The organism is bacterium, assembly GCA_036504735.1.
GTDB lineage: Bacteria > Electryoneota > RPQS01 > RPQS01 > RPQS01 > DASXUQ01.
Genome location: DASXUQ010000002.1, coordinates 1 through 13,134, shown reverse-complemented (window position 1 = coordinate 13,134; position 13,134 = coordinate 1). Strand labels below are relative to the sequence as shown.

General features: G+C 58.3%; 10 protein-coding genes. 9 read left to right on the top strand and 1 reads right to left on the bottom strand.

Annotated features, from left to right (window positions below):
- Positions 1 to 4 precede the first annotated feature (4 nt).
- From VGL38_00420 to VGL38_00410, 3 genes are all read left to right on the top strand, one after another.
- Positions 5 to 1,705: a choice-of-anchor J domain-containing protein gene (locus VGL38_00420; GenBank protein ID HEY3293879.1), complete on the top strand. Its 1,701-nt coding sequence runs from the start codon at positions 5 to 7 to the stop codon at positions 1,703 to 1,705.
- 95 nt (positions 1,706 to 1,800) lie between these two features.
- Entirely contained in the window at positions 1,801 to 3,414 is a 1,614-nt protein-coding gene (locus VGL38_00415; protein HEY3293878.1) for a choice-of-anchor J domain-containing protein, read from the top strand.
- 438 nt (positions 3,415 to 3,852) lie between these two features.
- Positions 3,853 to 4,992, top strand: coding sequence for a T9SS type A sorting domain-containing protein (locus VGL38_00410; protein ID HEY3293877.1), 1,140 nt, complete (start codon positions 3,853 to 3,855; stop codon positions 4,990 to 4,992).
- Between the two features lie 86 nt (positions 4,993 to 5,078).
- On the opposite strand, the gene VGL38_00405 is transcribed toward VGL38_00410, so the two are convergent.
- Positions 5,079 to 6,020 carry a hypothetical protein gene (locus VGL38_00405; protein ID HEY3293876.1) on the bottom strand — a complete coding sequence of 314 codons (942 nt, stop codon included), beginning with the start codon at positions 6,018 to 6,020 and terminating at the stop codon, positions 5,079 to 5,081.
- A gap of 186 nt (positions 6,021 to 6,206) precedes the next feature.
- Here VGL38_00405 and gnd point away from each other — a divergent pair, with 186 nt between their 5' ends.
- The 6 genes from gnd to VGL38_00375 all read left to right on the top strand — a co-directional run bounded on the left by gnd (position 6,207) and on the right by VGL38_00375 (position 12,959).
- On the top strand, positions 6,207 to 7,109 hold the full coding sequence (gene gnd, locus VGL38_00400) for a decarboxylating 6-phosphogluconate dehydrogenase (protein HEY3293875.1): 903 nt from the start codon (positions 6,207 to 6,209) through the stop codon (positions 7,107 to 7,109).
- A 309-nt stretch (positions 7,110 to 7,418) separates the two neighbouring features.
- Positions 7,419 to 8,372, top strand: a complete 954-nt coding sequence (gene pip / locus VGL38_00395; protein HEY3293874.1) for a prolyl aminopeptidase — start codon at positions 7,419 to 7,421, stop codon at positions 8,370 to 8,372.
- Entirely contained in the window at positions 8,369 to 9,928 is a 1,560-nt protein-coding gene (gene zwf, locus VGL38_00390; protein HEY3293873.1) for a glucose-6-phosphate dehydrogenase, read from the top strand. The genes pip and zwf overlap by 4 nt, the downstream gene beginning before the upstream one ends.
- Complete coding sequence (locus VGL38_00385; protein ID HEY3293872.1) at positions 9,913 to 10,971, top strand: glucose-6-phosphate dehydrogenase assembly protein OpcA; 1,059 nt, start codon at positions 9,913 to 9,915, stop codon at positions 10,969 to 10,971. Before zwf ends, VGL38_00385 begins: the two co-directional genes overlap by 16 nt.
- A 50-nt stretch (positions 10,972 to 11,021) precedes the next feature.
- Positions 11,022 to 11,741: a 6-phosphogluconolactonase gene (pgl, locus tag VGL38_00380; protein HEY3293871.1), complete on the top strand. Its 720-nt coding sequence runs from the start codon at positions 11,022 to 11,024 to the stop codon at positions 11,739 to 11,741.
- A gap of 570 nt (positions 11,742 to 12,311) precedes the next feature.
- Positions 12,312 to 12,959 (top strand): hypothetical protein, encoded by a 648-nt coding sequence (locus VGL38_00375; GenBank protein ID HEY3293870.1) that lies wholly within the window; start codon positions 12,312 to 12,314, stop codon positions 12,957 to 12,959.
- Positions 12,960 to 13,134: the final 175 nt, after the last annotated feature.

The following is a 13,134-nucleotide window of genomic DNA, read 5'->3' as shown; positions in this document are numbered from 1 at the left end:
GTTTATGAAAAGGTTGTTGACTCTGTTTACCTTCCTGTTGACGGCCTCGGTGCTGTTTGCCGGGACCATTGCCACCAAGCACGATTCGTTCGCGCCTGCCCAGAAACACCGTGGCCCGCTGGCCGCTCACGTGATTGCCGCCGCACCCTCCGGGCTGCCGCGTGTGGGCACGCGCGATCCGAATACGCTCGATGACGTCATTATCTCGGAAGATTTCGAAGCGATTCCCGCCGGGCAACTCCCGGCAGGCTGGACGCAGGTAGACGTGGATCACGGCTCGACCACAAACCAGGCCTGCCCCGGATTGTCCGAATGGAAAGTGATCGTTGATCCGGGCGCACCGAGCCGGATTGCGGCGCACAGCGGAACGCATTTCGTCGGCAACCACTACAACGACAATCAACTGGCCAATAACGACTGGCTGATTCTCCCGCAGCAGACTCTGACGGATTCCATCTTCCTGAGCTACTGGATCGCCTCGCAGGATCCGGCCTGGCGCGAGAATTACGAAGTGCGCGTGTCGACCACCGGTGCGCAGCCGGCGGACTTCACCCACCTGATTTACACGGCCACCAACATCGACACGGCATTCATCTCGCATCGCCACGATCTGACCGCGTATGCGGGTGCGCCGTTCTACGTTGCGTTCCACTACAACGCGACGGACAGGTTCATAATCAAGCTGGACGATGTGCTGCTGGAAGGCACCTTTACCTCGCCCCACGGCACCATCGCCGGAACCATTACGGATGACCAGTCCCACGCTCCGCTGGCCAATGCCGCCGTCACAGTGACCGGCCTCGGCTTCACGGCGTTCACCGATGCTGCCGGGCACTATCTGATCTCCTCCGTTCCCGCTGACACCTATGCGGTGACTGTCCGCTACGATTACTATCCGTTGTTCACGCAGAATGACGTCATCGTCGCCGGCACAGACACCACCGTGCTGGATGTGGAATTACACTCCCCGGAATTTTACACCACCGATTTTGCATCCACCGGCGGCAATGTGCATATTGCCGACCTTGACACCGCCCGGCAGACCATTATGGTTTCGACGGAAAACCTATCCATTGCCGATTTGGATGTCACGGTCAATATCACGCACACGTGGGACGCCGACTTAACCCTGTGGCTGACCTCACCGGGCGGCCATCGGATTCGGTTGGCAGCGAATGTCGGAGGCAACGCCGCGGAGAATTTCGTGGATTGCCGCTTCGATGACGAAGCCACCACGCCCATCGGCGAAGGGGTGGCTCCCTTTACCGGCAGCTTCATTCCCGAAGAGCCGCTCAGCGTCCTCGATGGTGAAATGGCCGCCGGAACCTGGACCCTCCTCGCCTATGACGGTGCGGCGGATGATACGGGGCACATTGGCACCGTCACGCTGCATGTCAAGACCCTCGGCTCGGAAGCGGCGGATGCTCCGCGCATCCTGCCGCAGAGCTTTGTGTTCGACGGCAACTATCCGAATCCATTCAACAGCCAGACCGAGTTCCGCTTCTCGCTGCCGGGCACCAGCCCCGTGCAGCTCACGCTGTATAATCTGGTCGGCCAGGAAGTGGCGCGGTTGGTGAACGGCACGCTGTCGGCGGGCACGCATACGGTGGCCTTCAATGCCTCCGGTCTGACCTCGGGCGTGTACTTTGCGCGTCTGTCCGCCTCCGGTGTGACCGCCACGCACAAGATGATGCTGCTGAAATAGTCCGTCTCCCCTCTCCCTTTCCTCATTCCATTATGGGGAAAGGGAGAAGGGGATAGAGGTCTTTCGTTTTCACCCTGTCACATGAGCGCCAAACCATGCGTCTTTGCCGAATCATACTTTGTGCAGCCTTGGCCGTGATGGCGGGCTATGGCCTGCGCGCGCAGGCGGCTCCCCGCACCCGGTCTGCTTTAGATGACGTGGTGCTCTTCGAGACCTTCGAATCCACTGCGCCGGGACAGTTGCCTGTAGGTTGGACTGAGGTGGACCGGGACAGCGGCTACTGTTCATGGTTCGACCGCCGCTCCACGTGGGAAGTTTACTCCCGGCCTGAGTTCCCGGCGCACAGCGGCACGCGCTTCGCCATGTGTCATTACAATGATCAGCAGCTTCCCAATGACGACTGGCTGGTGCTGCCGGTGATCACGGCAACCGGTGAGATTACTCTGGATTACTGGGCGGCCGCGCAAGATGCAGGCTACCCCGAATCCTTCGAAGTCCGCGCCTCCACGGGCGGCACTCAGCCGGAGGATTTCACCACCGTGCTTGCCACGGAGACCGGCATCTCCTCCGAGTGGACGCACTTCACTCAGGATCTGTCCGGCCTTTCCGGTTCGTCGTTTCGCATTGCCTTCCATTATGTATCGGTTGACCGCTTTGCTCTAAAGCTTGACGACGTACAGATTGCCGCCTCCGGCCTGGTTTCTGGCGCCATTGCGGGCACGGTGGTGGACGATTCCGCGCGGGTGATTTCCTACGCGGCGGTGCAGATCAACTCGCTGGGGCGTTCGGTGCGTACGGACAGCATGGGAGCGTTTCTTCTTGCCGGACTTCCTCCGGCAAGCTATACGGTCCGGGTCAGCCACGAATTCTTCAATGGCCGCGTCATCCCCGGTGTGACCGTTGCCGCCACCGATACCACACGGCTGCAGCCTGTCCTGACGCCTCTGGCACTTGGCATGCGGCATTACGCGACGACCTATTCTCCGAGGCCCATCACCGATTTCGATACCACCGTGATGCGTCTGGACATGCGGGATACCGTGGTGATCTGGGATCTTGATGTGACCGTGAACCTGACCCATTCCTCTGTGGGAGATCTGGATATCTGGCTGCGCGGACCGGATTCCACCCGCGTGCTGCTCGCGGCGCATGACTCGCTGATCGTTGGCCAGAACATGACCTATTGCCAATTCGATGATCAGGCGGATCTGCCCTTCACCGCGGGGCAGGCTCCCTACACAGGTCATTTCCGACCCGTCGAGCCCCTCAGCCGCTTCAATGGAGACAGCCTGATTCGCCGCCGGGGAGCGGACGTGCATGGCCGCGAGTGGTTTTTGTATGTGCATGACGCTGCCGCGATTGACGAAGGCTCGCTGATCGGTGTCAGCATGGACGTGGTCTGGCAGTTGCCGCAATCGGCGCCGGATCATCCCGTGGCTTTGCCGCAGACGTTCTCCTTTGCAGGGAATTATCCCAATCCCTTCAATTCGGAAACCCATTTCAAATTCAGTCTCGCGGCGCCGGGGCGGGTGGACTTGACGCTTTACAATCTGCTCGGACAACAGACGGCGAAGGTCATCGATCGCGTTCTACAGGCTGGCAGTTACGACGTGGCGTACGATGCCTCCGGTTTAGCCTCGGGAGTTTATCTCGCCCGACTTTCTGCGCAGGGTGCATCGCAAACCCGCAAAGTGCTTCTGATAAGGTAAGCGCCATTCTATAGCATATGAGAAGCGTTGGCCATGAAGGCTAACGCTTCTTTTTTGGTGGACTTCCGTGGCAACCAGAGTGACCCAGCTAAATATGCCTCTCAATTTGTACTGTCCCGCCAAGTATCTGGGAGAAGTTGTTATGATATTCAATATTTAATAACTGCGGCTATATTCAAAAAAACGAAAGCCATAGTTCCGTGCCGCGATTAAACAGACTCGCGAAAGCAGACATTTACATCCATAGTTGCTATTCGGCGACATCCCGCGTATATTTGGATGTGTTTTATCAAGTACGCAACTGCAGCTTGTCAGCCCGATATTAACTTGTGGAGTTTGGTCATGGCAAAAGGTATGAGATTTATCCTGGTCACGTGCTTATTGGTTCTCACGTCACTAACAACCTTACAGAGTGCTTACGCGCAGACGGATCCCTGTTTGATTCCTCCCGGCGGTTTCCGCACCTACACCCAAGGCGGGTGGGGCGCCAGTTGCCACGGTGGCAACCCGGGATGTATTCGCGATGACAACTGGTCTGCGATCTTTCCGCTTCCGAACGGCTTGATTGTGGGCGGCACCTATACGATCCAATTGACCACGTCAGCGGCCGCGAACGCCTTTATCCCGGCGGGCGGCACGCCCGGCGTCCTTACCGCAAACCTCGTGAATCCGACGTCTTCCCCGGCGGGTGTGTTTGCCGGGCAGTTGGTCGCCTTAGCTCTGACTCTGGAATTCTCCAACGCCGGCGTGCCGGGCTTCAACCCCGCGTTCGGCAGCCTGGTGGTTCAGAGCGGCGTGCATAATCCCACGGGTGCGTTTGCCGGCTGGTCGGTCAGTTCGATTTTCGCGCTGGCCAATCAGGTGCTGGGCGGAAATGTCGGCGCACTGCCCGCGGGCATCAGCGTCTCCGATCTGAACAACGTTCTGACCTCGATCAACCAGAATTTCGATAACGGCACGGTCAGCGAGGGCTACCTCATGATCGAAGGCTGCGATCAGATTCTGCCCGTTGAAATGGCGTCCTTTGAAGCGTCTGTGTCCGATGGCGCGGTCGTGGTGGAATGGCGCACGGCATCCGAATCGCAGGTCTCCTCCTTCGAAATCAGCCGCAGCGTCAACGGCAGCGACTGGCAGTCTCTGGTGACGGTTAACAGCCAGGGCAGCAGCCCCAGCGGCTTCTCCTATCGTTACACCGATGCCAGCGTCATCGCGGGTACGCCGTACAGCTATCGCCTGGCCATCCACGAACTGGACGGCTCGACGGTTCAGTTCAGCCATATCGCGTCCGCCACGCCGAATGCCGCCCATCAGGCCGCTTCGTACGAACTGGCGCAGAACTATCCGAATCCCTTCAACCCGACCACGACCATTTCCTATACGCTGAAGGAAGCCGGAATGGTCAACATCACGGTGTTTGATGTTATGGGCCGCACGGTCGCCACGCTGGCTCGCAGCGCCCAGACCTCGGGTGTGCATTCGGTCAGCTTCGACGGCACCGGCCTTTCGAGCGGCGTGTACTTCTACCGCCTCGAGTCCGGCTCGTTCACCGACATGCGCAAGATGATGCTGCTGAAGTAATCGCTTCCGCACAGGATTCTGCTTACAAAAAGAAGGCTCCCGCCACGGCGGGAGCCTTCTTCATCTCATATCCTTCGGCGCAGGAACTACTTCTTCAGCTTGTAGCCCGCCGGAATTTCGTACTTGGCCGCATCGGTTGCGCTGGTCGAAGCTTCGGTCAACGTGCTTGTCACGCTGAACTTGACCTTCACTTCGTATTCGGGCTTCTGCTCCTTGGGAGCTTCCTTCTTCCGCCCGAAGGGCAGCTTGCCCATCAGCTCATTCTTGGCGCCTTCGGCAATGGCCTTGCCGATATCCGGCCCCTTAAGCTGGTTGCGTTTGATCTCCATCAGGCTCTGTACGGGTTCCCCCGGTGCCTTGCGCGCGGCTTCAATCAGCTCCTTGAACTGTTTCTGGTACATGGCCGAGGCCTGCATCAAGCCGGGCGTCAGGGCCTCTTTGTCCAATCCGAGAGCCTTGACATAGCGCTCACCGAATTCGGTAATCTCCTTGGCTCCGGGCACATCGGGGCTGTTCCAGGTATCGATGGTCATGATAACCTTGTCCATCGAATCGGCCTTGCTGACCCCTGTGGCCTCGATGCGGACATTGCGGCAATTCCAGCCGCCGATCATCTTCGGCTGGGCCTCGGATTTGTCCACCACGGTCCACGTGTACATTTCCTCCCGCGCGGTATCCGGGCGCTCGCCTTCGGCCTTTTCCACTTCGGCATTGCCCTTTTTGAGCATCTCGCGGAACTGCTCGAAGGTCATCTCGGTATAGGTTTTATCCTTGGGGTTGATCGACCACACAAGCTGCTTATCCAGCCGGACGATGCTGCCCGATTCTACCGTCTTGCCGCCAGTGGCAGTCTTCATCATTCCCCGCGTCCACTTCAGCGTGGATTCCGTCGCGTGACGGTCCGCGGAGTAGTACTCAATCGTCGTTCCCTCATTTGCCCCCATAAACTGAGAGCTAACCGTTTGTTTGCGAGTCACATCGGCATTTGCCGCTGTCACGCACACCAGCAAAATCAACAGCCATTTCATGCAAAAATGTCCTTTCTATTCCACCGGAATAATCTGGAATTGTCATGTCAAGGTGTATCTAAATAAGTCAAATTTTCCGGTAAGATCCAAATGATAACGACCTGTAGCGGAGCAGTTGCAGATCACACAAAAAAGTGTTAATTTTTCGACAGATACAACCTTACCAAGGGCTTGCTGAGGTTTGCCATGCAAATTGGAATGTTGGGCTTGGGCCGCATGGGCGGCAATATGACGGAGAGACTGCTGCGCGATGGTCACTCGGTAGTGGCGGCAAACCGCACGGCAGAGGCGGTTGCGGCGGCCGTCAAAAAGGGAGCTATCGGAGCGGCGAACCTCGCGGGGATCGTCAGTACGCTGAAGGGCCGCCGGGTAATCTGGCTGATGATCCCTTCCGGAGATCCGGTGGAGCAGGCCGTGCTGGAACTGTCAGGCCTCTTGAGCCCCGGGGATATTGTGATTGACGGTGGCAACTCCTTTTATAGGGATTCCGTGCGCCGCGCCGGACTGCTGAAGGAGAAGGGGATCCACTTCCTCGATTCCGGAACTTCGGGCGGGGTGTGGGGTCTGAAGGAGGGCTACTGCCTGATGATCGGCGGCGATCCCGAGCCTTTCTCCTATGTGGAACCGGTTTTCAAGAGCCTTGCTCCGGTCAAAGGCTATCTGCATACCGGCCCGGTGGGTTCGGGACATTTTGTGAAGATGGTCCATAATGGAGTCGAGTACGGGATGATGCAAGCTTATGCCGAGGGTTTTGAGATCCTCAAGGAAGGCCCGTTCCCGCTCAATCTGACCGAGGTCTCGGAACTCTGGCAACACGGCAGCGTGGTGCGCTCCTGGCTGCTGGAACTGGCCACGGACGCGTTGCGCGCCGACCCCGGCCTCGATCACGTCAAAGCCTGGGTGGATGATTCCGGCGAGGGCCGCTGGACCGTGGAGCAGGCCATCGAAACCGGAGTCCCCGCCTATGCCATTGCCGCCTCACTGTTTGCCCGTTTTGCCTCGCGTCACGACAATGCATTCGGCCTCCGCCTGCTCTCCGCCCTGCGCAACCAGTTCGGCGGCCACGCGATGAAGACGATAGATTCCTGACAGTCGGGGATCATGAAACGCGGATTGCTCTGCTGCTCGTCAGCGACCCGATACCCCCCTTTTATCCCCCCTTATGCTAAGGGGGGAAACTCCGATCCTTCCCCCTTTGAAAAAGGGGGAATCAGAAGGGGGTTCCTTCCATATCCACTAGGCGCCACGCTCCCGCGTGGTGCAACCTTGCGAATTCAGCACGCGGGAGCGAGCTGGATAGGCGGTGGGTTTGAGGAATAAGAGGGGGTTCTGCCCGCCACCGGCAGAAGAATCACGACGGCTTGCCATCACACATTTTCTAAATTGTGAGAACTGCATATGTCCCGCCATATTCTCTATCCGCCCATTGAGCCCTATGCCACTGGCCGGCTCAAGGTCTCCGATCTGCATGAAATCTTCTATGAAGAGGTCGGCAATCCCAACGGGCAGCCGGCGGTGTTTCTGCACGGCGGGCCGGGAGTCGGCATCATTCCCGATTACCGCCGCTTCTTCGATCCGCAGAAATACCGCGTGGTGCTGGTGGACCAGCGCGGCTCAGGCCGCAGCACTCCCCATGCGGAACTGCGGGAGAATACCACGTGGGACCTGGTAGAAGATCTGGAGAAGGTGCGCCGCCATCTGGGCATTGACCGCTGGGTGGTGCTCGGCGGCAGTTGGGGCAGCACACTCGCGCTCTGCTATGCCATCTCCCATCCCGCTCATGTCAAGGGTGTAATTATCCGCGGCGTATTTCTCGCGCGGCCTTCCGAGACGGTGTGGACGCACAAGTTCGGCATGTCGGAAATCTATCCCGATGAATGGGTGCGTTTCCAGAGCCTGATTCCCGAAGCTGAGCGCGACGACATGGTCAAAGCCTACTATGTGCGCCTGACAGGTGAAGACAAGGAACTGCAATTGAAAGCGGCACAGGCGTGGGACCGCTGGGAGTCGGCCACCATGTGCCTTTTTCCCGATCCCGCGACTCTCGAGGTCTTCGAAGAGCCGCAGCGGGCACTGTCTGTGGGCCGCATCGAGTGCGCCTACACCTATCATGATTTCTTCATGAAGTCCGACAACTGGATTCTGGAAAATGCTTCCGCCATGCGCAACATACCGCTGCGCATGGTGCAGGGCCGCTATGACGTTATCTGCCCGGTGCGCGCGGCGTGGGATCTGCATCAGGTATTGCCCAACTCCGATTTGCGGATCATTCCCGATGGATCGCACTCGCCTCTCGATGACGGAATGATTGATCAGCTCGTGCAAGCCACCATCGACTTCCAAACCCTATGACCGACGTTTCCGAATCCTTAATGGAACTGGCCGCCAATCCCTTTCGCAGCGGATTGATTGCCGAAAGGCCGCCGGATCCCTGTGGACTGGTGATCTTCGGCGCGGTGGGCGACCTGGCGCGGCGCAAGTTGTTTCCCGCGCTGATGAGCCTGATGCAGGAAGGCAAACTGCCCGAGAGCACCTTCATGATCGGGGTGACGCGGCGGGAGATGTCCAAAGAGGAGATGTGCAAAACCATCTTCGATTCCGCGCAGGAGTTCGCGCCCGATGTGGTGCAGGATGAGCGGTTCCGCGAGCAGTTTGCCGCGCGGATCTTTCCCTGCACCGACGATCCGGGCACGGGCGAAGGTTTCGCGCAGCTTCAGGACATGCTCAAGGACCTGTCCGAAAAGCGCGGCACCCGGGGCAATGTGCTCTTTTATCTGGCAGTGCCGCCGTCTGCTTTCGAACCGATTGTCACCGAACTCGGCAAAGGCGGCCTGAACAAGCCGACCGATGGCGCATGGGCGCGGATCATCGTCGAAAAACCGTTCGGGCATGATTTGGATTCCGCGCGCAAGCTGGCACATACGCTGCAGGAGGTCTTTCCCGAGGAGCAGGTGTACCGCATTGACCATTACATGGGCAAAGAGGCGGTGCAGAATATTCTTGTGCTACGGCTGGCCAACACGATTCTCGAACCGCTGTGGAATAATCATTACATCGATCACGTGCAGATTACCGCGGCGGAAGCCCTCGGCGTCGAAGACCGCGCGGCCTACTATGAAGAGACCGGCGCGCTGCGGGACATGATGCAGAATCATCTGCTGCAGATCCTCTCGATGATTGCCCTCGAACCGCCGGCGTCGCTCGATCCCGAAGCTGTGCGCAACGAGAAGACCAAGGTGCTGCAGGCCATTCGCCGCTACACGCCGGATGATGTGAAGTCGTCGGTCATTCGCGGGCAATACGCGGCGGGGACTGTCGGCGGCAAGAACGTGCCGGGTTATCGGGAAGAGAAGGGCGTCGATCCCAAGTCCCGCACCGAAACCTTCTGTGCGCTGCGGTTGTGGGTGGACAACTGGCGCTGGCACGGTGTGCCCTTTTATCTGCGCACCGGCAAGCGATTGCCCAAGCGGATTACCGAAGTGGCCATTCAGTTCAAGCCCGTACCGCACATGATCTTCCCGGTGTCTCCGGTGGATCTTGTTGAGCCCAATGTGCTCTCGATCCGCATTCAGCCCGGCGAGGGAATTATTCTCAAGTTCATCGTCAAGCTTCCCGGTCATGCGGTGCGGTTGCGCAGTGTGAGCATGGAATTCCGCTACGGCGCGTCCTTCGGCGGAAGGATCTCCGATGCCTATGAACGCCTGTTGCTGGATGCCATGCTCGGTGATCCGACGCTCTTTGCCCGCTTCGATGCGGTGGAAGAAGGCTGGAAGTTCGCCATGCCGCTTCTGAACACGTGGCAGGCCGAGCAGGATGGACCGCTGCCGCACTATCCGGCGGGATCCTGGGGACCTTCTGAGGCGGATCAGTTGATTGAGCAGGATGGCCGCGAGTGGAGGATTCTCTGATGGCGCAGGATTCGGCCTATCCGCTGGTTGAACCGCGGGACGTGGATGTCTCGGCCATCGAGCGCGAGTTGGAGGAGATCTGGCGGTGCTGCGCCGAGGCGGAGGGTGGGCAGGCGGTCATGCGCGCCGCCGCCTTTACGCTGATTTATGCGGTACGCGGTGCGGCGGACGGCGGGATGATCAATGATATGCTGGTGGAATTGACCCTGCGGCATCCGTCGCGAGCCATTCTGCTGCACCTGAATGATGAAGCCGGGGAGAAGGCCTTCCGCGCCTGGGTGACGGCCTATTGTCACCGCCCCGCGCCCGGAGCCGCGCCGGTGTGCAGCGACTTTGTAACCCTTGAAGCCTGCAAGCAGGAACCTTCCGCCGTTGTCTCCACGCTGCTTTCTCTCTTCCGCTCCGGAATGCCGACGGTCCTGGCATGGGACAGTTCTCTGCCGTCCGATCATCCCGTGCTGTTGAAGCTCGGTTCGGAACTGGAGCGGGTGATCGTCTCCGCGATTTCCCCCTGCGCTCCGGCATCGAAGCTCGCGACTCTGTTTGCGCTGACGGATGCTCTCGGCGGGAAGCCGATCGTCACCGATCTTGCCGAGTCCTTTGTGCGCCCGTGGCAGATGGCGGTGGCCGGGCTCTTCGACGCCGATCCTTCCGCCGCGCAGCGGATCAGCCATATTCAGTTATCCTATAGCGGATCGAAAATCCCCGCCGAGATGCTGCTGCTGGCGGCGTGGATGTCGGTGATCCTCGGCTGGAAGACCCAGCGTATTACCCTGCACGGCCACTCTCCTGCCATTGTTTTTGCCGGTGATCACATCATTTCCTTTGCCACTCAGTCCGGTCCCGAGGCCAAAGAGGCGGTGGACTTCTATATGAAGTCTGCCAACGGGGAGGAAACCACGCTGCGCTGTGAGGAGCCCAGCGGCGAGAACCGCCTGACCGAACTGCTGCACCTTCAGCTCCAGATCTGGGGCCGGGATCCGCTGCGTGATGAATCCCTCCATCGTGCCCGCCTCTGGCTGAAGGAATTGTTGTTCTCCTGATTTCCTTTCAGCGTTTCAGCCTTTCAGATTTTCAGCGTTTTCTTCTTCCCATGCCCCCAGAAATTGTGTTTTGCGAAACTCCCGAGGATGTTGCCGATGCGGCGGCGGCTCTGATTTTTGAGGATCAGGCCGCGGCGGTCGAGGACTCCGGTATCTATCATATTGCCCTTTCCGGCGGGCGCACTCCCAGACTGCTCTATGAGCAGTTGGCCTCCGAGGAGTGGGAGAAGACCATGGCGTGGGCAAGCTGGGAGATTTTCTGGGGGGATGAACGGGCTGTGCCGCCGGACAATCCGGAGTCCAATTTCCATCTGGCGCAGACCACATTATTAAATAGGGTGGAGGTGGGAGGAGTCTTTCGGATGCAGGCCGAGCTGCCCAACCTGCAGGAGGCGGCGGAGGACTACGCGCGGACGCTCCGTGCGCGCTTCGGGTTCGGTATCCCGGCTTTCGAAACCCTCCTTTTGGGGATGGGGCCGGACGGCCATACCGCCTCGCTGTTTCCCGGCCACCCGGCCTTGCAGTCAAAGGCCTTGGTGGAGGTGGTGGAGGTTAAAGCACCCGTTCCCAAGAGGCTGACGCTGACGCTCCCCGTCCTGAACCGCGCCCGCCACGCGATTTTCCTGGTCACTGGAGAGGACAAGGCCGAAAAGGTGCGGGAGATCCTCGGAGGGAAGGATGCCACCTATCCTGCCGCTTTGGTTCGCCCCGAGGAGGGTCAGTGTACGTGGCTGCTCGATGAGGCTGCCTCCTATTTGATTCGCTCGTGACCACTCCTCTCTTTTTGCTGCCGTCTGGCCGCCATTAGCTCTGTCTTGAACGGAACGTCCGCCGCAGAGGACAACCGACCGCACAGATTCGAGACAAGTTGAGGCGCACTGAGAGTAAATCTTGCGCGCTGAGCGGAATGAGTCAAATGGCTCTGACCCTGCAAAGCCTGTTTTTCCGGAGCTTCCGAAAGATTTCGGAGGCATGCATCCTTCTTCTGTGGTCAGAATTGCCTATTTTTATATATTCATTTTCTTCGTATATTATGGGTCATAGAACATAGCTCCGGGTTGGCGGGAGTACCAAGCTTCTCAAAGACTTGCCCGTTTCGCATTCCTTACCCCTTCCTGCGCCTCGAACGTCCTGATTCCGAGTGAAACAAAGTTTGTCTCTAAGCTTACCATAATTAGATATTTGCAAAGAATATCTCATTCTATGGCATACATAGATTTAGATTGTGTAAGCAGAATTGGTGATCTGAGAGCAAATTTTATGATGGACGTGGCGTAAAACGGCAGGATGTCAGGCTTGACTTTTTCAGAAAAAGTGGTTAATTTAAGAGCTTGTTAAGTGTGGCACAAGTGACGTCTCTACCCCCTATGTTTACTACTCGGTTCTTCCCTCTCGCGCTCGTTCTGGCTCTAAGTACGCTCCTCGTTTTCTCGACGGGCTGCTCCAGCCGGGCCGCATCTGCTCAGAAGCTGTTCGACAGCGGTGAGTATCAGAAAGTTGTTGAACGGTATCCGGATTTGGAAGTGGCCCTCCGGGCTCACGCGAAACTGGCCGAACAACTGCTGCAAAAGAAGGATTATACTGCGATTATGCGGGAATACAGCGACACCCCTGCCGCTTACAAGGCCCGCCTCGAAATGGCGCAGAAGATGTTTGACGAAGGCAAGTATCAGGCGCTGCTCGATTCCTTCCCCTCTTCACCCTTGGCGGTGACGGCTAAGGGCAAGCTCGCCGATTCGCTGATCGCGGCCGGTCAGTCAGACAAAGTGTTGGCTTGGTATCCCGAGACGCCTCAGGCCAAGCAACTCAAGGAAGAACAGGCCAAGGTCGAATTCGCCAAAGTTCAAAAACTTCCCAAGAAGGACAAGGCTCAGGGCCTCGAAGAATTCTTGAAGAAGTACCCGGGTACGGAGTCGTCCAAGGAAGCCAGTGACATGCTGGCTAAGATCCGCGACGCGGAACAAAAACAAGCAAATAAGAAGAAATAGTTCGGTTAGCTCGCACTGACCAGAACATGTTCCTTTAGCAAAGCACACCGGAAACCTGCCCCGATGTCGCGCTGCGAGACAGTTAGGCAGGTGAAACTCTCTTTTTCCATATTTTCTCCAGGGAGGAGATTCGCTCCATGAAACGCACAGTTGCTGTCATCGCTGCCCTCGCCGT

What these genes read in the sequence shown, in the direction of transcription:
- pgl (HEY3293871.1), top strand. Translation starts at nt 11,022, where the DNA reads ATGCCCCCAGAAATTGTGTTTTGCGAAACTCCCGAGGATGTTGCCGAT.
- VGL38_00420 (HEY3293879.1), top strand. Translation starts at nt 5, where the DNA reads ATGAAAAGGTTGTTGACTCTGTTTACCTTCCTGTTGACGGCCTCGGTG.
- gnd (HEY3293875.1), top strand. Translation starts at nt 6,207, where the DNA reads ATGCAAATTGGAATGTTGGGCTTGGGCCGCATGGGCGGCAATATGACG.
- pip (HEY3293874.1), top strand. Translation starts at nt 7,419, where the DNA reads ATGTCCCGCCATATTCTCTATCCGCCCATTGAGCCCTATGCCACTGGC.
- VGL38_00415 (HEY3293878.1), top strand. Translation starts at nt 1,801, where the DNA reads ATGCGTCTTTGCCGAATCATACTTTGTGCAGCCTTGGCCGTGATGGCG.
- VGL38_00405 (HEY3293876.1), bottom strand. Translation starts at nt 6,020, where the DNA reads ATGAAATGGCTGTTGATTTTGCTGGTGTGCGTGACAGCGGCAAATGCC.
- zwf (HEY3293873.1), top strand. Translation starts at nt 8,369, where the DNA reads ATGACCGACGTTTCCGAATCCTTAATGGAACTGGCCGCCAATCCCTTT.